Consider the following 20,303-nt stretch of genomic DNA (forward strand, 5'->3'; position numbering starts at 1 on the left):
AACCCCTTAATATTTCCATAACAGACGAAGGACAACCTGAATGTTCAGATTGCCCTTCGTTTAGATCATTTTCCCAATACAGATGCCTTTAGAATATGTGAAATTGGACGTCCGGCAATCAATTCTCCGTTGTTTACAAACCCTTCCTCTCGTCCCTCCAGCTCGTGAATAAGACGATCTCTCCATTCATGTATATGCTCGAAATTATCGGTACATCCGATCGCATTAACCTTCTCAAAGGGGTCGGTCACTAGGTTAAAGTATTGCTCTTCGCCTGTCTGAGAATACCAAATGAATTTCTCTCTTCCATCCGTTAAAAAGTGGTGCGACCTTTCTCCATAGGCCTGCTCCCCATGAATAAAAGACCGCCACACTGTCTGATCCCCCTTACACAGTGGCAACACACTTTGCCCTTCTACTGTAACTGGTATTTGGATGCCAGCAGCTTCAAGAAACGTTGGCATAATATCGCGAAGTTCTACAATAGAATCGAGCCGGGTACCTGGAAGAAGTCCAAGCGTTTCTCCCGGGTCATACACTAAGAAAGGAATCTTAGCACTCCCTTCATATGGTAGAGACTTGCGGAAATAATGGTGATCCCCCATCATCTCACCATGATCAGAAGTAAATAGAATTAAAGTTTCATTTAAAACTCCATATTCCTGCAGCCCATTGATTAACCTCCCAATTTGGTCGTCAAGATGCGTTATAAGTGCATAATATGCGGCACGGGCACGATCCAATCTGCGCTTTGGCAAATGAGTGAACGAAGAGGTTGGATCCTTAGCTCCGTTGAAGGCGGCACTCTCATCCACCCAGTCTCCAACTGGAGGATCGGGAAATTCCAAGTCCTTATACATATCTAGATAACATTGTGGCGGATCCAATGGGGAATGCGGGCGAACGAAGGAAGACCATAGGAAAAATGGTTTCCCAGGATCTCTTCTTCGCAAAAAGTCTAGCGACTCGGTTACGCACCAATTCGTGGGATGCATCGCTTCCGGCAAGTTCCAGGGGCGGGCAACCGTTGAGGCGTTGCAATCAAGGCCTAAGTCAGTGATATCCGAATTGGCATTGGTTTGTCTTCGCAGCCATTGTAAATAATCATCCACTTGATCATAGTGTTCATCATATATAACTTGGCTCTTGTCCCGATTGTAATGAAGATATCCATCATGAAGCACTACATTATGGAAACCACATAAATTACGTGCAGGATACACATGCATCTTGCCAACACACTGCGTATGATAACCAGCTTGTGCAAGCTCTCCGGCAATCGTATGGGCGTAATTCCATTCAACCTTATCCTGATACCCCACCCGCCCATGTGATCTTTGGCCCATTCCTGTCATGATGGCAGCCCTCGCGGGAATACAACTCGGGGTAGCTGAGTAAGCGTGTTCAAATAATATCCCTCTTGAAGCAAGAGAATCCAGGTTGGGTGTCTCAACGACGGGATGTCCCTTGATGCTCAGGCAATCAAAACGCATCTGATCCACTGTGATAAGCAAAAGGTTTGGCCGTTTTGAGCCATTTTGATGTTCCAGATTAGTGTTAGTCATAACCTCACTCCCTTCTTATACCCCTGCGATGACGGACGGTGTTGCGATCATGTGCCACAAATTCGCACTTATCGCTCTTGGGCCGTCATCGTCAACGAGACCGTCGAACGTCAGTAGCTCTTCTTCTAATTCAGCTATCTGTTCCACTTTCCCTTCGGCATAACTATTGATTCGATGAATAGCCGTCCTAATCCTCTGAAGCATTCCTCCCATACGAAGATCAAAAACTTCAAGACCAAACACCTTATTTTCCAGCTCCCATTGCACCCGATAATCATCCATAAATCGACCGGCTAAATCTGATAATTTTGGCAAAGTCACCTTGGAAAAATGAGCCAATTCCTCAACATTTCCTCGATGATAAGCATCACGTATGGAAATCCCGATTTCGCTCTTTATTTCAAGCAAGCGACATAAGCTGGCTTGTACAGAGAATAAGGATTGCCAAGGCAAATTGCGAGTGATCGCCTGTTCGAGCTTTTTCGCACTTTGCTGATAATGCTTCGAATACACGGTAGGAATAACATGTCGATCGAACAAACCACACAAAATATCTTGATAAAGCAAGTATTTAGCCGGATTGATAGAACATCCCCCAGGTGCCGAATTTCCTGGAACCAGGTTGGCCGCATCGAGTGCCATAAAGTCATCATAATTGCCTTGCACGCAGCTACTGAATCTTTCTTTGACATGATTCTCCACGAAACATCCCGTGTAGCACAGCTCCGCCCAAAGTTGAAGGGTAGGAAGAACCGAGAAGACGGAAGCTTCAGCACCGTTATCTCCCCATGCGGTAATCAGCACTTCTTGAATTCCATGCTTAACACAGCTATCATGAGCCAACAGACTGACTTTGCGGCTGAATTCATTGTTTGGAGCGAAGCCCATCCATTTCCAAGCCCCACCTGCAAATCCGATATGATCATTCAGCTGCTTATGTTTGCGTAACATTCCGTCGTATTTCTCCTGCGTTTCCGAATAGTAATCCCAATAGATCAAAGTAACTTCTTCAGGGATCAGCTTAACAATATCGGGGCTGATTGGACTTTCAGCATCGTAATATTCTCCAGAACTGGCCAGACGGAAAAACATGTCGCTCCACATCATCGTACGGAAACCATATTTCCTGGCGATTTCCATAACAGTGCTAAAGTGTTTTAACATCAAGGAGGATCGATCTTGGTATCCATGCTTGTCTAGATATTTACCAAGTCCCATCATATGCGCTTCGTCCATCCCAATGTTTATGCGGCGACTGCTTAGATGAGTTGCCATGAAAGCGAACATTCGATCAATTAACTCGTAAGTTCTCGGATCATCAATGAGGAGAATGTCTTGGAAATCCACTAGCGGTGCATGTGCTTGCCATTTCAATGCTTGGCCCAGATGAGCCAGCGTCTGGATACAAGGAACCAATTCTATACCAAATAGCGCGGCATACTGGTCCATCTCCCGAATTTGCTCCCCTGTATATCGACCTCTTAAATAACCGAAATAAGGATACCCCTCAAGTTCGTAGGTGTCTTCCGTATACAGTTGAACCGTTGAATATCCCATAAGCGCTAAACGCCGAATCAATTCCTTATATCCTTCATGGTTAAGAACAGCATTTCGCGAGCAGTCTACCATGAAACCTAGCTGTTCATAAACCGGCATTTCATTAATTTCAACTCTCTCACCACGACGTATATTCTCTAGAAATCGGCTGAGCGCCCTGATCAATTGATGTTCCTGTTCATACGTAATAGTGACCTGAACCTCATCGTAAGATATTCGAATGCCCTTCCCTTGTTTCTTACAATTCACTGGAATCCCTGACCGTTCTATACGAATACTCAATATTCCCGCTACTTCTGAAACAGCTGCTAACTGTTTCTCGGTTAACCCTGTCAAGTGAATGCTATGAATCATAGACTTTCCCCTCCTAATCTTATAATAAGTATGCGATCAGTAGCGCCGCACATTCTTGATTCTTCTTCAAATCATTAAACGGAAGATCCGGGCTGTTTCAGCCCGGATCTTCTCTATCCATCAATTATTCAATACCTTGTTCTTTGGCCTTCGCATTTACTTCTTCTATCATTTTATCAAGACCTTTAGCCTTATAATCGTTCAAAATGTTATTCCAGTAACTTTCAACGGGTTCTTTGGAAAGCATAATCTTCAGCAGATCATCATGGTCAAGCACAGTAAATTTATCCTTTGTTGGGGTGGACATATACGTTAACCGGATGTCGTATTCCGGAACCTCCGTATTATTCTGAATCCAATCGATATAATCGACAGCTTCTTTGCGGATCCCTTCATTAGCGATCGTCGGGTTATCCATGTTATAGCTATCTGAAGTTTCATAAGCCACCAAATTCTTTAGAAATCTGCTAGCTGGATACTTCTCATTTAATGAACCCTTTTCAATGACAACCTTCTGCCCATTTTCGATCTTGTAATCGACACCTTCAATGCCATAAGTCAACAGGTCCTTGCCTTCAGGAGACAACACATAATCATAGAGTGCCATGATGCGATCCATCTTTTTATCGTCAACTTTATTGCTGAAATAACTTTCCGACCAGTACGTTTTAAAAATAGCATGTGAGCGTTCACCATCAGGTCCAATAAGTGGCTTGAGTGCCTTTATGCTCTCCATGATATCCTTATCCGGATAAGCTGTTTTCCAGCGTTTTTCATACATATCGCTATTTAAATTTATAAAACCGCCACCGCTAAGAAGAGCAGCTGCTTTGCCTGCTACGAAATTGTCATAAGACTCTGCCGGCTTAACAAGCGCAATGTCTGGATCGATCAAACCTTTTTCGTACATATTCTTCATGTTCTGCAAGGCGGGAAGCGCATTTTTCGAAAATACAGCGGGTATAAACTTACCATCCTCTTTGATCCATTTAAAGTCACTGCCGCTTCCATCACTCGTGGCAACCGGGTTACCGTACAACCAGAAGAATCCGCCCAGCATCTTGGTAGTTGTCGTCGTAAGACCGGTAATATGCTTACCTTCCGGATCCGACTTCACGATTGCATCAAGCATAGCTTCAAACTCTTCCCAGGTCTCAGGTTCTTTTGTGATACCAGCTTTTTGAGCAAGATCCCATCGATAGAACACCATACGATCCAGTGCGCTCCAATCGACACTCGGGAACATCCGGCGAGGAACGGTATAATACTTTCCGTCTACACCTAAACCTTTAATGTCCGGCGATTCGAAGTATTTTGCAAGGTTAGGGTACTTAGAAAGCTCCGGAAGTGCTTTGACAACACCTTGTTCAACCCATTTACGCTGATATTGCGTCCCCACAGCGTCGATCGCGAAAATATCAGGCAATTGACCGGAAGCAGCCCACATTTGAATCTTCTGGGTATAGTCATCCCAGGTCATATTGACAGGTTTTAATGTAATATTGAACTTTTCCAACACTTGTTTGGCGATTGGGTCTTTTTCGATGTTAGCAATTTCAGCATCCGCGTCCCAGAAACCAAGAGAAATGGTCATTGGATCCTTGTAAGGGGTGTCCGTGGAATTAGAAGAATCTGGAGATCCTTCACCATTTGATGCCGCCTGCCCTTTGTCGTTATTGCCTCCACCGCAAGCTGTGAGCACCAGAGCCAATAAAGTTATGCATAATGCCAGTGTCATCATTTTCTTTCTAAGCATGCTTGAAACCTCCCTTTATACTATTTTAGGATAGAATCAATCTATTTAAAATCTTTCTTATCCTTTTATCGAACCTACCATAATCCCTTTATTAAAATGCTTCTGCAGGAACGGATAAACAACAATAATCGGAATACTCGAAACTACAATTGCTGCCATTTGAAGTGCAGGTGTGTATACCTTCCCCGTCTGCTCCTGCTCGGCCATCGTCTGTGCCATTTGACTTAGCAAGGAATTCGAAGTAATGAGTGTCTCCCGTAGATAAATCTGAAGCGGTGCTTTTGCAGCATCACTGATAAAGATCAACGCGTACCACCATTCATTCCATCTTTCCACGGCATAGAACAAAGCAAAGGTCGCCATGAATGGGGCAGAGATTGGAATAATGATTTTGTAAAGGATGTACAGATCATTTGCCCCATCCAGCTTAGCTGACTCTTCCAAACTTTCTGGAATCGTATTGAAATAGTTTTTCATAATGATCAGGTAAAACGTATTGAGACCGGCGGGTATGATCATGACGAATATATTGTTTACGAATCCTAGATCTTTAACGACTAGATAAAAGGGAATTAAACCCCCATTAAAAAACATAGTGAACAAGATCAAACTAAGCATTATGTTTCTTCCCGGCATGCCCCGCTTGGATAATGCGTATGCTCCAGCAACAGAGATCGTCATGCTGAACAACACGCCAAGCGCCGTTACAATGACAGAATTTAAAATTGAAGTCCAAAACTTCATATCCTGAAGCAACAGCTTGTATGCAGACAGGTCAAACGAAAGCGGAAAAATATAAAAATCACTTTTACTAATCGCTTCGAACTTTGCAACAGAGATAATAAGAACATTATAGAAGGGAAAAAATGTTACTAGTGCTAGAAGCCCCAGAACTACGAATGCGACGATATCGAAGACACTCCATTTTTTCCCCTTTTTAACCGTTGTGTCGCTCACTTCCTTCTCCCCTTTTCCTGCAAATTAATACAGTCCTTCCTCACCCATTTTCTTAGCGAACGAATTGGCCGCCCATAAAAGAATCAGGCTGATAATGGACTTGACGACACCCACGGCAGTCATATATCCAAAGTCGCCCCCTATCGTGAATGAAGTCCGATAAATGTATGTATCGATCGTGTCGGCAACCGAATATACCGGTGAACTATACAGATTGAATATTTGCTCGAAGCTCGAACCTTGGGTTAGTAGTTGTCCAACTTGAAGGATTAGCAGGACTGCGACTGTACTCTTCAGTCCCGGCCATGCGATGTTTAGCAAACGGCGAAACCGGTTCGCTCCGTCCACTTCCGCCGCTTCAAACAGCTCAGGATTGATCCCTGCAAGCGCCGCTAAGTAAATGATTGAATCCCAGCCGATCTCTCGCCACACATGTGTGATATACAGAACGGGTCTAAATGCACTTTCATCTACAAGCGGAGAATTTGGATCCCCGCCAAACAACATGATAATCTGGTTATAAATCCCGTCCTTGCTTAAAATATTGATGATAATCCCCGACAGTACAACCCATGATATAAAATGCGGGAACGTCAGGATCGTCTGAAAAAACCGCTTCATTTTTGTCCTGGAAAACTCATATAAAACAATCGCCAGGATAATGGGCATCGGGAAATGAGTGATCAACTTCATCAAGCTGATAATGACCGTATTCCAAAATGCCCTTCGAAAATCGGGATCGGTCAACAGCGTTTGAAAATTTTCTAAGCCTATCCAGGGACTACCCAGGATCCCCTTACTGTAATCAAATGATTTAAATGCTAACGTTACACCGTACATGGGAGCATAGCTGAAGAGGGCGTACCAGATTAACACCGGTAGAACCATGAGGTAAAAATACTTGTAATGTAAAATCGTTTTTCCTAAGCTTTGCTTAGGAGCATTAGTCTTTAAGCTTCGCTTAGGCGTACGAGCGGTTACAGAATCAGCCAATCTTCTCCCCACCTTTCTGTATGAGATTGTTTATGCTTGTAAGCGGTTTATATGGTAAATTATATCGGGAGTGTAAATTATCTTGTATAGAGGATACACCTCCGGTCATGTGGATTTTTCACACTTTAGTGCGTGACCTTCCTGTGACACGTAATATCGGACATAGTGAGCGTAAGATAGTCCATACCCCCCTTGATCCACAATCGCTAGGATTAATCTAAGAGCTCCATATAGAAAGGGGGATTCACTTATGCGTTCAGTGATTATTGCAGATGATGAGAAGTGGATTGTAGAGGGAATTAAAGCAGGAGTGAATTGGAAGAAATACGGCTTTGAAGTCATCGACGATGCCGAAAACGGGCAAGAAGCCCTGCAATTAATTCAATCGCTTCGCCCCACCCTTGTTCTAACAGATATTAAAATGCCTGTAATGAATGGACTTGAGCTCATTCAACGTGGCAAAGCTATCGCTCCTGATACAATCTTTATCGTACTTAGTGGACATGCAGAGTTTGCTTATGCACAAAAAGCGATGAATTATGGTACGTTCGGATATTGCCTGAAACCTTTTGAAATCGAAGAAATTGAAGGAATGCTCAACCGAATAGCCCAGCAGCACGAATCGAAGGTGGTTAAAGAAAGCCCTGTCCACGACTTCGAACTATATGAAGCGGTTTGTTCCGGAGATCTCGAACGAATTAGCTTATGGTTGGATGAGAAGAGAATTCCTTTGTCAAAGGATACGCCACATATCCCCATTGTTATCCAAGGGTTAAGTTCACCTGCAGATGTCGGCCAGTTCTCTCCCCTGGTCTTCCCGATGAGCCGCCGTCGGTATGGCTACTTATTGGAAGAGTGCCAATACGAAGTCTTCCTTCGGGGTCTTGAATATACAGAGGTTTTACAAGAGTGCGGGGTTGGAATTGGTTCTCCTATTTCGGATATACACCAACTGGATGCGGCTTTAGAATCCGCCTCTCATGCTGCATTCAGCATGTTCGCAACGGGAATGCCAGGATGTTATCGGTTGATTCAGCAACAGGAAATACCGATCGATGAGAAGCTCAAAGAGATTTCCCGGATTCTTCATAATAAAGACCGGCTCGGTTTTATAGCAGCCATGGAATCGATAAAGAAATTATTCAAAGAGGGAACGTTCACCATTAAAGAAGCCTATTTGCTCTACACATCGATCCTGTACTTATTTCCTCGGGAAGGGACTCGGGTTAACGGCCGTTTTTTTGAAGGATATGAACAGCTCTATTATAGATACGGTACGGCTGAAGCTATGATCGATGATTTGATTCTTATGACGCTAGATATTTTTATGAGCAGAAACGAAACTGATATTTCACGAATTTCAAACAACAAAGTCAAAGAGATCATGTTGTACATCCACAACCATTTTAATCAAGAAATCTCGATTCAACATTTAGCGAATCAGTTTTTCTTAAGTCCAAATTACTTATGCCAATTATTCAAGAAAGAAGTCGGCGAGACCATCATCGAACATATCAGTCGTTTAAGGATTGAATACGCTTGTAAAATACTGGTCGAGACGAACCTTTCCATTTACCAAATCGGCGAGAAATGCGGTTTTCAGGATTATTTCTATTTCACGCGAATTTTTAAGCGGCATCTCAAGATGACACCAACGCAATATAGGGAACAAAACAATGAAGACATTTAAGAGACTATCCATCCGTACTCAGGTTTTGCTATTCGGGTTGTTTATTGTTGCTATTATCCCAATCATCGTCTCTAGGGTATACCAACTATCAAGCGAGACCATCATTAATCAAAATACGCAATACAATACAGAGCTTGTCTCCCTTCTCAAGCAACGGATTTCTAACAACTATGCCAACGTTTCTTCCATGATGATGAATGTAGGGTACGATTCGACCGTCCAAAAGTTCCTAGTCGAGAATGATAAGCTTCGAGGCTACGACCTATCCCAAAAGGTAGAGGGGCTATTGAGTATCGCGCGAAATATGAATACAGACATCTTAGATATTATTGTTATCGGTAGCTCTAACACACGTATTTCATTAGCGGGAAGAACAAAATATGCTGTCGATCTTATGAAGACGGCTGGGGATGATGGAATCGTTCATTATCGCGGATACAGTCCTCCAGATAAGGTCATCGACAAGAGAAAATTACTGTTCGGGATGAACATCTTTGCTTCTGGTGACACGTCCCTATATGGCGAAAAAATCGGCTACATCGCAGTTATTGTGGATATGAAGGCTATTCAAACTGAAATTTCAGAGTACCCTCGATTGGTCGGAACCAGCTTTTTTATGATGGATGATAAAGGGCTGATCTACTCAAATAGTGATGAACCGGAGGACATGCTCCAGCAGTTTCAAACTCGGGCAACTGGAAGGAATGGAGAGTCAATCGTTGAAACAGTCAACGGAAAGAAATATGCTATTCAGTCCTTTATCTTACCGGAGATCTCTGGAAAAATCATAACCGCTGTTCCTGTCCATAATTTAATGAAAGAACTGGAGAAATTAAAGAAGGTCAGCTATGCTCTTCTAGCATTAATCTTGTTGGTCGTCTCTATTCCCTACTCTGTGCTCATGATGAATCTCTTAAGACCATTGTCTAGGCTTATGCGCTATATGAATCAATTAAAAGGCGGAAGTCTAGGAATATTGAACAACAAGGTCGATTTAAAAGGCTATGCTGAAATTGAAATCATCTCTCGGCAGTTCAACGATATGACAACGCGGATTCACGATTTGACGGACCAATTAATCGATGCAAACACCCAGCTTTACCAGATAGATCTGGAAAAACAACGTGCCGAATACTCGTATTTGCAAAGTCAAATTAATCCCCATTTCTTAAGCAATACTTTAGATACAATCAAAGGCGTTGCGATCGTAAAAGGAAATCGGGATATTTACGAAATGACTACCGCCTTAAGCACAATGCTCAAGTATAGCATCAAAGGCAAAGAGGAGGTCACTCTTGGGGAAGAGCTGAAAATCGCAGAATCTTGTGTGAGAATTTACCAAGGCCGTTTCCCTGACAAATTCAGTTACAAACTGTTCTGTCCACCTGAATGGTTACACATTCCCGTACCTAAAATGATCCTTCAACCTATTGTCGAAAATGCACTTGGTCATGGGCTTGAGGCTCAAGGTCAGGGAGTCTTGCTGATCACAGTAGAGAAAAGCGAAGCGGGACTGCTTGAAATCGCTGTAGAAGATAATGGGGTTGGCATCGTTGGTGCGAGACTGGAACAGCTAACCGAGCTGCTTGCTGGTAAGAACATAGAGTCCGGCGATCATATCGGGCTCCTAAACGTCAATAACCGTCTAAATCTTAAGTACGGTGATCCTTGCGGCGTTCTGCTGTACAGTAAGGAAGGTAGCGGGACGAAGACCGTTTTGAGGCTTCCCGGGGCTTTAATTGATCAGCAAGAAGCCAGAGTGTAAAAAAGGAGGTTGCCCATTCAGGGGCAGCCTCCTTTCCATTTGTCTTTCTTTCCTCATTCAAAGGGACAGCGCTAAGCATCCTGTGAGGATGAGCTCACATATCCTTTCGCATGATAGGGTCCACCTTCCATAAGTACCGTCCATAATGGATCGATATCACAGTCCATGGAGCTCATCATGTTGTCATGCCATTCATTCAACAGATAGACAGCCTTCATACAAATGTCTTTACTCACTTCGGCGAGATTATGTTGTTCATAAGGATCATGCTTCAAATCAAACAACATTTCTTTCGGAAATCCATGGTGTCCGTCATGATAGGTGCGTATATATAACCAATCCTCAAACCGGATGCTGCGTTGACACACATGCGCGCATTGTGAGATTACGAGATACTCACGCCCTCCTGAAAGTCCCTCCAGAATGGTATCAGCATAACTTTCACCATCCCAAGAAGGTGCCCCTTTCAAATTCAAAAGGCTTGCTAATGTCGGTCCGAGATCAAGGTGATAATGTAGTCCATCCTCCACGATTCCCTTCTTGCCCCCTGGCCAGCGGATAATCATCGGAATGCGGCAAGTCGCCTCGTCTGCTGTGCCGTGCTCGGAGTAAATCCCTAGCTCGCCCAGGCTCTCTCCGTGATCCGCTGAGATCAAAATAGCTGTATCTTCCATCACGCCAAGTTCTCTCAGCTTGGAAAAGACTTGCCCGAGATGTTCGTCCAGATATTTAACTCCAGCATCATAGTTGTCAAAGATAACACGCAGGTCGTCATGGTTCTTTATCTCCTGATTGTGCCTGAAATGCTGTTGGTAATGTGATTTAGCAAGCGCATTCATATCTTCGATACTGTGCTGTCCCTTCTTCTTTCGGTGAAGCTCAAACACCTCTTCAGTGATCCACTCGGGTAAAGGGTCCTTCTCGAACGGATTACCATAGCTCCTGGGTGTACGATAAGGTGTATGGGGATCCCAGAAATTCAGGTGCAGAAACCAATGCTCGGACTCCCCATTATCCTCAAGCCATTTAAGTGACACTGGGAGCACCTGTTCTGCCGTCTCATGTCCCCTTCCGCCAACATTGAACACTTCTTGAAAACCGGCATTAAAGGTCCAGGCTGAATGTCGTTCGGCGAAGGTGCTGATCGAAGCGGTTTTCATGGCCGCTTGCCTTAATATAGCTGGAAGACTTTCCATTCCCAGCCGGTCATTAAATTCGCGCTTCGCCCCTTCTCTACGCATATCAGCAGCGGTCCCGCCATGTCCTACAATCCCATTATGAATGCCAAATCGTCCCGACATTAAAGCAGAACGGGACGGTAGACACGGCGCATCTGAACAATAATAGTTGGTAAAGGTGACACCTTCTTTAGCGATTGAATCGATATTCGGGGAGGTATTCCGCTGATAGCCATAACATCCCAGATGGTCCGGGCGAAGCGAATCCAAATCCAAATACAAGATTCTCATGAGTTATACCCTGCCTTTCCTTTTCATCGAAATGGTTTCGCATCGATTCGGGCAGTTCAGAATGATCTGCTCATGCTTATAGAGTATATGAATATGGTAAGCTCCGCTATGGAGTAACGATGTTTGTTTTTGTATATTCGATACTTTTTCGGTACTCTGCCGGACCCTTGCCGTATTCGCCACGAAATACCTTACTGAAATGCGAAGCATCATAATAACCACATCTCTGGGAGATATGCTCGATGGTATAATCCGTATACTCCAACATTTGTTTAGCTTGCTGCAGCCGCAATTTTCGTAGCATTTGCATAGGTGTCAATTTATATATTTTCTGAAACGCCCTGCTAAAATAAACAGGATTCATATGATAGAGCTTGGAAAGCTCCTCTCTACTAATCTCCTGATCAAGTCTCTCCTCCATATACTGCAACGCCTCGTTAAAGCGGTCGGTGACATAGGGGTCTCGAGATGAGCGGCGCCCGCCAAGCTTGGTGCTCTCCATAATTTCATAAAGGAGAAAAAATGCCAATGAACCGACCTGAACATTTCTGAAATCATCCTCCTCCTGCAACCACAGGCTCCGCATCTCGTCAAACCTTCGCTCATATTCGCTTCGATCCCGGACCCGAATCACCTTGCCTAGCGGGAATAACTTAAAAAAATCATTTCCGTCTTTAACTTTAGCGTTAATATTAAACAGATAATGTACACCATCCGTTTTGGAAATCACATTAAAAGGCTCGTTAGGACGGTGGATCATCACATCTCCGGCAGAAGCAACATATTCTCCCTCGGAGGATGTCGTCAATACCTCACCTTTTTGGATATAGGAGACGGTATAACAAGACTGGACGTAATCGAATATAACCCGCTTCTGATATTGAATTTTTATGACGTCCAGCACGGTGATATCAAGCTGACTATGAATGATAGAGGACAAAGAAGTTCCTCCTTCTAATGTAGTAGTCTTTATGTATTCTCAACCGGTATAATCAGCCGCACATCGAAAGCCAATATTTCCTGCAGAGCTGTCTGGTGTATTTTTGCTCCTGGCCGCCACCCGATAACGGTTACAATAAGATTTATGGCACAAATACGATCCTCCGCGCATCGACCTTGCTACACCACTTACAGGGCCTCTCGGATTCTCGGATTCGGAAGTTAAATGATAGGCCTTAGTAAACCAATCCTCGCACCATTCCCACACGTTCCCTGACATATTATAAAGACCATATCCGTTAGGTAGATAGGATTTTACTGGTGCCGTACCTGCATAACCGTCACTGGCATGATTTTTATCAGGGAACTTTCCTTGCCAAATATTGCAACGATGTTCTCCGCCCGGTTTTAATTCGTCCCCCCAAGGATATCGTTTCTGAACTAGTCCTCCTCGTGCAGCATACTCCCACTCCGCTTCCGTCGGCAGACGTTTGCCAGCCCAGTGACAATAAGCATCAGCATCAGCCCATGATATGTGGATCACCGGATGATCATGACGTTCATCTACATGGGAATCCGGACCTTCCGGATGACACCAATTCGCTCCCTCTACCACCCACCACCAGGGGGTTTGAGTAGCTACTTGGGTCACCTTTTTCCCTGTCTCCATGGAAACAAAAGAATGAAACACATAAGACCAGCCGAAACGCTCCGCATCTGTAACGTAGTTTGTTTCCTTGATAAAAGCAGCAAACTGCTTATTCGTAACTGCCGTTGCATCAATCAAAAAGGTAGATAAGGTAACATTCCTAGCGGGCCCTTCTCCGTCTTCGGGGAACCCTTCTTTGTCATCCGTCCCCATAAGAAAAGTACCTCCAGGAATAAGGATCATGTCCGAGAAATCTGTATCCCCTTCTGGTCTTTGGATAGTTGTGTTCTCCTTACAAACATCATCGATGGAACCTTGTTTCTCAACTTGATTTCGACTAGCTGAGCAGCAAGCCCGTATATTCTCTGACATGTATTACCTCCGATCTGGGATCGTCCCGGCTCTGTCTAAAAAAAGGCTACACCAAGAATGCCAGAGGCAACAATAATGGTGAGCGGATGCAGCTTATATTTCATTAAACCATAAAGTGCAACGAATACAATGATCAACGTGCCAATGGTTTGCCAAGTAACGAAGGCGTGTTCCACGCTATTTAAACCAAACCGAATCGCAGCATAGGCAATCAAACCCGTAATCACTGGTCGCAACCCATAAAATAACGTTTTAATCCATTGACTGTCCCTCACCCGATAAAAAAAGATGGAAATAAAAATAATGATGAATAATGAAGGCAGAACCATGCCTAATGTGGACACAATCGCTCCTTCAATTCCAGCTACACGATATCCAATCAAGGTTGCACTGTTAGTTGCAACAGGGCCCGGTGACATCCCTGCGATGGAAACTACCTCTTGAAATTCCCTTTCAGATAACCAACCACCAGCCATAGCTTCATGCTGAATCATCGGAATGATGGCGTACCCTCCCCCAAAGGAGAGCAGTCCAATTTTTATAAAGATAAAAAATAAATTCCAAATCACATCGCTTCCCCCTAGATGTAATACTCCGGATAATTCGACTCTTCATCTGAATCATTCAAGGAATCCTTCTCTGTCCGAACTTGGAGCCCAAAGAGCTGTTTGATTGGCATATATACAAACCCGATAATCAATCCAGCTGCGATCACGTAAATGGGATTGATTCCGGAAACTAATAAAACAATCGGTATAATTAGCGCCGTAACAGCCGTAGTCTTGTCAAATATAGCGTTCTTGGCCATTCGATATGCTGCTACTAGGATCAAGGCAATAACAGCACTATGAATCCCCTTCATGGCGGCAATAACTTTTGGTTGGTCGGCCAGAAGTGAGTAAACGGCGCTAAGCAAACAAACAATGATAAAGGTTGGAATCGTAATCCCAGCGATTGCAGCAATCGCACCCTTCACACCAGCAAGTCGATAACCAATGAATGCCGCCGCATTTACTCCTACCCCACCTGGTGCTGCGCCAGCTAAAGATAAAATTTCATCCATCTCCTCTTCAGCTAGCCATTTCCGTTTAGTGGAAATTTCCCGTTCGATCATAGGGATCATCGCATAACCTCCCCCGAAAGTAACGGGACCGATTCGAACAAATACCCAAAACAACTGGAGCAATAGACTTATCCTTAGGTCTGTATTCGTCATCGCATTTGTTTTCATAGTTGTTCTCATGGACTCCACCCTTATATTTTCTGTCGTAATTTCATTATATCACTTTTTCCCAAAATGGAATTAAGTTTTTTGAACGGTAAAATACAATCTTTGGGTTATGCGTTATACTATATTAATGTTAATAAATACAAACTTTATTAAAACCGATCTTACTAGTTCATCCTATATATAGCTTGGAGGTATATCGTGGAAAAGCGCTCGACACACATTCCATCCCCAAAGAAACTCCTATACGACCGAATCGCCGAACAAGGCACAGTTTCCAAGTTAGATCTTCTACAAACATTTTCACTTACCAAAAGCACAATGACCCGAATATTAGATGAAATGACGGAAGAAGGCTTGCTGATAGAATGCGGATTCGGGGAATCTAGCGGAGGCAGAAGACCTATTTTATACCAGATCAATCCTTCCTACGGTTACATCATCGGTTTAGAGATTTCCAGGCTGTATTCTTCCCTTGGTTTATTTGATATGCAAATGAACCCAAAATCAATTGTTCACTGGAGAATGGATCAGGCATTCACACCTGAAAGATTTATGGATCATGTAAGTAGTCAAATACGCGCTTTCCTCAGGGATCATCAGTTAGTGGACAGTCAAATTATTGGCATAGGAATTGGAGCCGTGGGACCGCTTGACCGGGATAATGGTTTTATCTTAAAACCGCTACACTTCCCTTCTTCTGGCTGGAACAATCTCCCTATTTGCAAATTGGTGGAGGAACGAACGGGCTTCAAAGCTCTGCTCGACAACGGTGCCAATTCCGCACTCCTTGGAGAACGATGGTCCATCCGTCACGCTAACATTCAACATATGCTCTATGTTCATGCTGGAGCTGGGCTCCGCTATGCGATGATGTCGCATGGAAGTATTGTTCATGGCACGATGGATATGGAAGATGCCATGGGTCAAATGATCATCCAGACAGACGGACCCCGATTAAATAATGAAGGGAATTACGGAGCTTTAGAAGCATTCGTTTCTGTGCAGGCGCTCGAACAAAGTGCACGTTCAGAGGCAAAGATGGACAAAGATCTGATCCTCCAAAAATACAAAGTATCGCCGGAAAAGCTGACTTATGATGTATTGGTACAAGCCTTTAGAGAGGGTAATCCACACGCCCGTGAATTATTTACCCAAGCCGCCATTCACTTCGGTATTGGCCTCGCCAACGTTATTAACCTGTTTCATCCTGGGACCATCATTCTAGGTGGTGCGCTCATCCACTCTCACGAATTGTTTTTCCAAACGGCGGTTGAAGTGGCACAGCGAAACACTTACCGTTATCCTGAATACCAACCTCATTTCTCCCTGGGTACATTAAAAGAAGAAGCTGTGGTGACTGGTGCGGCTATTATGGTGAGAAACCAAATGATTCTTTAACATATCAAAAAGGTTGTTTCACAACAATTTGCATGATTGTTGGAACAACCTTTTTTAAAAATTTGAGCTATAGTGGTTGACAGCAACTCTTAAATTTTTTCCCGCTTCCGCAGAGACATGGATCATTTCTACCTGGAAGTAGTTTGGCACTTTTCCTGAACGCCAGCATCTGCTCCGATTTAAGTCGGTTTGCTAGCAGTATCATTCGTTCATAGGCATATGAGTAGAATATTTTATAGCTACTGCAGAAATAATCAACCTCAGTACGATCATGAACATCAAGCCAATTCCGGTTGCGTGGGCATCCCCCATTGCAAAAGCTAAGATATTCACACTTATAGCATGATTCATTCATATTGGGTTTCATTAACAAAAAGTCATCATATATAGGGCTGGTAAGCAGTGCTTCAAGGTCGGTATAGCCGATATTTCCTAACCTATGCTCTTCATCAATAAAGAAATCGCAAGGATAAGCATCCCCGTTGGTTTCAAGCACCATCATCTTCGGACAGCATAAGCTGTGAACGCACAACTCCGCCTCCCGATGCATGAATACTAGAAGCATATTCTCAAAAATACGAATGGGAAGCTCTGGATACCCCTCGTTGTACCACAGATCAAATGTACGGCATAAAAAGACTCCGTATTGTTCAGGTGTAATTCGAAAGCGGCCAGGCATATCACTCTTCTGTGAAACAAAATCCATGCAAGGGATAAACTGAACATAGGGAAATTTTTGTTCTTGGTAAAATGCCATCAAATCGTCCGGTTTCGTTACGTTATCTTCATGGATCACCGTCAGAATACTATAGTCCACACCCTCATTCTGTAAATGGCGAACCCCACGCATAACTAGATCATAACTACCTTTCCCCGAGCCCGTTATACGATGTGCATCATGAATGGGCTCAGGACCGTCCACACTAATCCCAACCAAAAAGTTATACCGTTTAAAAAATTTCGCCCATTTCTCGTTAATAAGCGTTCCGTTGGTCTGCAGCGCATTACTAATCATTGTATGAGGTGGAGCGTACTTAGCTTGGAGTGAAATCACGCGTTCAAAATACGGAAGTCCGGCCAATAGCGGCTCCCCTCCCTGCCAAGAAAAAGTCGCTATACCTGATGATCTTTTCATGTACTGAGCGATAAATCGCTCCAGAAGATCCATATCCATCACCCGGATCGGTTGCTGAGGATGCCCCCCTGCTGTGCTGTAGTAGCAATAATCACAGGCTAGATTACAATCCTCTGAGACGGTTTTCCACATGACATTAAGGGTTTGTGGTCTTGTGGTCTGCATGCATGTTGCCATACGAGTCTGCCCCTCCTATGTATATACTATCTTTGTTAAAGCGATTTCCTATGTCTTCAATTAAATCATAGGATGCAAATCATCAATGAGTAAAACATCACAGTTAATCGAATAATTGGACATAAAAAACACCTCCCCATAAACTAATGAGAGTTCAGTATATTTGAGAATGGGATTCGTTTGATTACAGTATTTTAGCGAAAAAAATAGCCAGTCGCTGAATTTCCAGCGACTGGCTATTTAAACTTGTTAAGTACTTTTATCCCAAATTACAAACGGGGTCAGTTCCGTTTCGGGGACTTTAAATACTAATGTTGTTTCATGTTGTACGGACGTATTCCTTATTTGCTGTTTCCAACATTGATTTCCAATCTGCAAACTTCGTCTCTCTTGCTACATGACGATCAAAAAGCTCATCAGGTATGTCAGCAACATCTTCTTCTGTCTTTACTTGAAAGTTCCCTTTGATTAAAAATTCATCAAAACTCATCCAATTCGAATATTTTTTCATAAACTCTTCATTAAACAGCTTTTCAAAAGATATTTCATTGGGATCTTCTTGATTCATTTTTTGACCTTGAAGCTCATTCATTAATTCTTCCATGGTCATTGGTTTTTGTCTTCTCAAATTACCACTCCTAATTTTCTATTATGGTTTCTGATGATTATGTTAATCTATAAATCACACGAATCCTAATCTTAACATAATTTTTGCTTTTTCACCCTTCGTTTTTCACTTTAATACGTAAATGATAAGCTAACTACTCCAAATATAGCAATAAGCCTCCCTTATACATATAAGGAAGACCTATTAATATTATACCTTCTAGGACAATTTCACCAAGCTGTAGTTTTTCTTACCCTTACGGATAATGATAAACCGGCCACCGATCGCTTCATTTGCTGTAACTTCAAATGCTACATCGCTAACTTTTTCACCGTTCATGGAAATTGCGCCTTTGGTGATATCTTCACGCGCTTGACGCTTAGATGGCTCGATCCCGAGATCAACCAACCACTCTACGATGTTTTTGGATTCCAGTGTAGTTTCGTAAGTCGGCATTTCCTTGAAGCCTTGCTCGATCTCATCAGCTGTTAGGGATTTGATATCTCCACTGAACAGAGCAGCAGTAATACGTTTCGCCTGCTCCAGCAATTCTTCACCATGCACGAATCTGGTCATTTCTTCAGCTAGTGTTTTTTGAGCCTCACGTTTATGTGGTTCAGACTGTACTTTTTCTGCAAGTGCATCAATTTGTTCTTTAGAAAGGAATGTGAAGTACTTCAAGTATTTCACAACATCACGGTCATCCGTATTCGCCCAGAACTGGTAGAACTCAAACGCAGTCGTTTTGTTCGGGTCCAGCCAGATTGCTCCACCAGCTGATTTACCAAATTTCGTGCCATCGGATTTCAGCATAAGCGGGATAGTAAGACCGAAGGCTATAGCTTCAGATCCTTCTTTTCTACGGATCAAATCCAGTCCACTTGTAATGTTGCCCCATTGATCAGAGCCACCAATTTGCAGCTGCACATCTTCATGCTGGTACAAATGCAGGTAATCTAGGGATTGCAGGATTTGGTAGGAGAATTCCGTAAAGGAAATTCCGCTGTCCAATCTGCTCGCTACAACATCTTTGGCAAGCATCGAATTGATGCTGAAGTTCTTACCATAGTCACGCAAAAACTCAATAACATTGATTTTATGCGTCCAATCATAGTTGTTCACCATGCGAATTTGATTGTCGCCATCGGTTACGAACAGTTTTTTCATTTGTGCCGTAAGTGCATCCACGTTCGCTTGAACTTGCTCCAGTGTCTGCAAAGAGCGTTCAGACTGGCGTCCACTTGGATCACCAATCGTACCTGTTGCACCGCCAATTAGAATAACCGGACGATGTCCTGCAAGCTGGAATCTTTTGAGTACCATGAACGGAATCAAGTGACCAATATGCATACTGTCACCCGTCGGGTCTACACCGCAGTACACTGAAACGGATTTCTTGTTGGTCAATTCTCTAAGCCCTTCGGCATCGGTTTGTTGATTGATGGCATCGCGCCATTCTAGTTCGTCGATAATATTCATTGCCTAACACCCCTTAAATTAGTAGATATCCTATAACGAATCATCAGTCCGCCAAGCAAATATAAGGATAATTGATGAAGTGAAACCTATAAATCCCTATATTTAAAAACAAAAAAATCGCCCCCTTGTCTATTGTAGACATAGGGACGATTGAATAACCGTGTTACCACCCAGATTGCACCAATGAAACGCTAATGCTAAAACACAGCA

Annotated in this window: 16 protein-coding genes and 1 other annotated feature (1 of these 17 only partly in view); of the genes, 3 read left to right on the forward strand and 13 right to left on the reverse strand. The window is 43.3% G+C overall.

Annotated elements, in window-relative coordinates; genetic code table 11:
• Positions 1-65 precede the first annotated feature (65 nt).
• From CA598_RS02570 to CA598_RS02590, 5 genes are all read right to left on the reverse strand, one after another.
• Positions 66-1,565 carry an arylsulfatase gene (locus tag CA598_RS02570; protein WP_094875233.1) on the reverse strand — a complete coding sequence of 500 codons (1,500 nt, stop codon included), beginning with the start codon at positions 1,563-1,565 and terminating at the stop codon, positions 66-68.
• A gap of 15 nt (positions 1,566-1,580) precedes the next feature.
• Entirely contained in the window at positions 1,581-3,476 is a 1,896-nt protein-coding gene (locus CA598_RS02575; RefSeq protein ID WP_094875234.1) for a family 20 glycosylhydrolase, read from the reverse strand.
• Positions 3,477-3,600: 124 nt separating this feature from the next.
• Complete coding sequence (locus tag CA598_RS02580) at positions 3,601-5,232, reverse strand: extracellular solute-binding protein (RefSeq protein WP_094875236.1); 1,632 nt, start codon at positions 5,230-5,232, stop codon at positions 3,601-3,603.
• Between the two features lie 57 nt (positions 5,233-5,289).
• The gene (locus CA598_RS02585; RefSeq protein WP_094868840.1) at positions 5,290-6,189 is read right to left on the reverse strand and encodes a carbohydrate ABC transporter permease; all 900 of its coding nucleotides are present in this window, start codon (positions 6,187-6,189) and stop codon (positions 5,290-5,292) included.
• Between the two features lie 24 nt (positions 6,190-6,213).
• The gene (locus CA598_RS02590; RefSeq protein WP_256990324.1) at positions 6,214-7,182 is read right to left on the reverse strand and encodes an ABC transporter permease; all 969 of its coding nucleotides are present in this window, start codon (positions 7,180-7,182) and stop codon (positions 6,214-6,216) included.
• 250 nt (positions 7,183-7,432) lie between these two features.
• Here CA598_RS02590 and CA598_RS02595 point away from each other — a divergent pair, with 250 nt between their 5' ends.
• A complete protein-coding gene (locus CA598_RS02595) occupies positions 7,433-8,872 on the forward strand; it encodes a response regulator (protein WP_094875237.1) in 1,440 nt (479 codons plus the stop codon).
• Positions 8,859-10,637: a cache domain-containing sensor histidine kinase gene (locus CA598_RS02600; RefSeq protein WP_094875238.1), complete on the forward strand. Its 1,779-nt coding sequence runs from the start codon at positions 8,859-8,861 to the stop codon at positions 10,635-10,637. Before CA598_RS02595 ends, CA598_RS02600 begins: the two co-directional genes overlap by 14 nt.
• 71 nt (positions 10,638-10,708) lie before the next feature.
• Here CA598_RS02600 and CA598_RS02605 read toward each other — a convergent pair whose 3' ends face one another.
• The 5 genes from CA598_RS02605 to CA598_RS02625 form a co-directional block, all read right to left on the reverse strand.
• A complete protein-coding gene (locus tag CA598_RS02605) occupies positions 10,709-12,106 on the reverse strand; it encodes a sulfatase family protein (RefSeq protein ID WP_094875240.1) in 1,398 nt (465 codons plus the stop codon).
• Between the two features lie 106 nt (positions 12,107-12,212).
• Entirely contained in the window at positions 12,213-13,046 is an 834-nt protein-coding gene (locus CA598_RS02610; protein WP_094875241.1) for a helix-turn-helix domain-containing protein, read from the reverse strand.
• A 39-nt stretch (positions 13,047-13,085) separates the two neighbouring features.
• Positions 13,086-14,066, reverse strand: a complete 981-nt coding sequence (locus CA598_RS02615; RefSeq protein WP_094875243.1) for a formylglycine-generating enzyme family protein — start codon at positions 14,064-14,066, stop codon at positions 13,086-13,088.
• Positions 14,067-14,101: 35 nt separating this feature from the next.
• Entirely contained in the window at positions 14,102-14,635 is a 534-nt protein-coding gene (locus tag CA598_RS02620) for a chromate transporter (RefSeq protein ID WP_094875244.1), read from the reverse strand.
• An 11-nt stretch (positions 14,636-14,646) separates the two neighbouring features.
• On the reverse strand, positions 14,647-15,309 hold the full coding sequence (locus tag CA598_RS02625; protein ID WP_256990325.1) for a chromate transporter: 663 nt from the start codon (positions 15,307-15,309) through the stop codon (positions 14,647-14,649).
• Positions 15,310-15,495: 186 nt separating this feature from the next.
• On the opposite strand from CA598_RS02625, the gene CA598_RS02630 reads away from it, so the two are divergent.
• On the forward strand, positions 15,496-16,695 hold the full coding sequence (locus tag CA598_RS02630; RefSeq protein ID WP_094875246.1) for an ROK family protein: 1,200 nt from the start codon (positions 15,496-15,498) through the stop codon (positions 16,693-16,695).
• 67 nt (positions 16,696-16,762) lie between these two features.
• Here CA598_RS02630 and CA598_RS02635 read toward each other — a convergent pair whose 3' ends face one another.
• From CA598_RS02635 to tyrS, 3 genes are all read right to left on the reverse strand, one after another.
• Positions 16,763-18,007: an anaerobic sulfatase maturase gene (locus CA598_RS02635; protein ID WP_094875247.1), complete on the reverse strand. Its 1,245-nt coding sequence runs from the start codon at positions 18,005-18,007 to the stop codon at positions 16,763-16,765.
• Positions 18,008-18,326: 319 nt separating this feature from the next.
• A complete protein-coding gene (locus tag CA598_RS02640; protein ID WP_094868832.1) occupies positions 18,327-18,617 on the reverse strand; it encodes a hypothetical protein in 291 nt (96 codons plus the stop codon).
• Between the two features lie 216 nt (positions 18,618-18,833).
• The gene (gene tyrS / locus CA598_RS02645) at positions 18,834-20,093 is read right to left on the reverse strand and encodes a tyrosine--tRNA ligase (protein WP_094868831.1); all 1,260 of its coding nucleotides are present in this window, start codon (positions 20,091-20,093) and stop codon (positions 18,834-18,836) included.
• A 139-nt stretch (positions 20,094-20,232) separates the two neighbouring features.
• Positions 20,233-20,303: a binding site (T-box leader), on the reverse strand; it runs 160 nt beyond the window's last position.

Source organism: Paenibacillus sp. VTT E-133291 (assembly GCF_002264395.1).
Taxonomy (GTDB): Bacteria; Bacillota; Bacilli; order Paenibacillales; family Paenibacillaceae; genus Paenibacillus_AQ; species Paenibacillus_AQ nitricinens.

What these genes read in the sequence shown, in the direction of transcription:
- CA598_RS02570 (WP_094875233.1), bottom strand. Translation starts at nt 1,565, where the DNA reads ATGACTAACACTAATCTGGAACATCAAAATGGCTCAAAACGGCCAAAC.
- CA598_RS02575 (WP_094875234.1), bottom strand. Translation starts at nt 3,476, where the DNA reads ATGATTCATAGCATTCACTTGACAGGGTTAACCGAGAAACAGTTAGCA.
- CA598_RS02580 (WP_094875236.1), bottom strand. Translation starts at nt 5,232, where the DNA reads ATGCTTAGAAAGAAAATGATGACACTGGCATTATGCATAACTTTATTG.
- CA598_RS02595 (WP_094875237.1), top strand. Translation starts at nt 7,433, where the DNA reads ATGCGTTCAGTGATTATTGCAGATGATGAGAAGTGGATTGTAGAGGGA.
- CA598_RS02600 (WP_094875238.1), top strand. Translation starts at nt 8,859, where the DNA reads ATGAAGACATTTAAGAGACTATCCATCCGTACTCAGGTTTTGCTATTC.
- CA598_RS02605 (WP_094875240.1), bottom strand. Translation starts at nt 12,106, where the DNA reads ATGAGAATCTTGTATTTGGATTTGGATTCGCTTCGCCCGGACCATCTG.
- CA598_RS02615 (WP_094875243.1), bottom strand. Translation starts at nt 14,066, where the DNA reads ATGTCAGAGAATATACGGGCTTGCTGCTCAGCTAGTCGAAATCAAGTT.
- CA598_RS02625 (WP_256990325.1), bottom strand. Translation starts at nt 15,309, where the DNA reads ATGAGAACAACTATGAAAACAAATGCGATGACGAATACAGACCTAAGG.
- CA598_RS02635 (WP_094875247.1), bottom strand. Translation starts at nt 18,007, where the DNA reads ATGGCAACATGCATGCAGACCACAAGACCACAAACCCTTAATGTCATG.
- CA598_RS02640 (WP_094868832.1), bottom strand. Translation starts at nt 18,617, where the DNA reads ATGACCATGGAAGAATTAATGAATGAGCTTCAAGGTCAAAAAATGAAT.
- tyrS (WP_094868831.1), bottom strand. Translation starts at nt 20,093, where the DNA reads ATGAATATTATCGACGAACTAGAATGGCGCGATGCCATCAATCAACAA.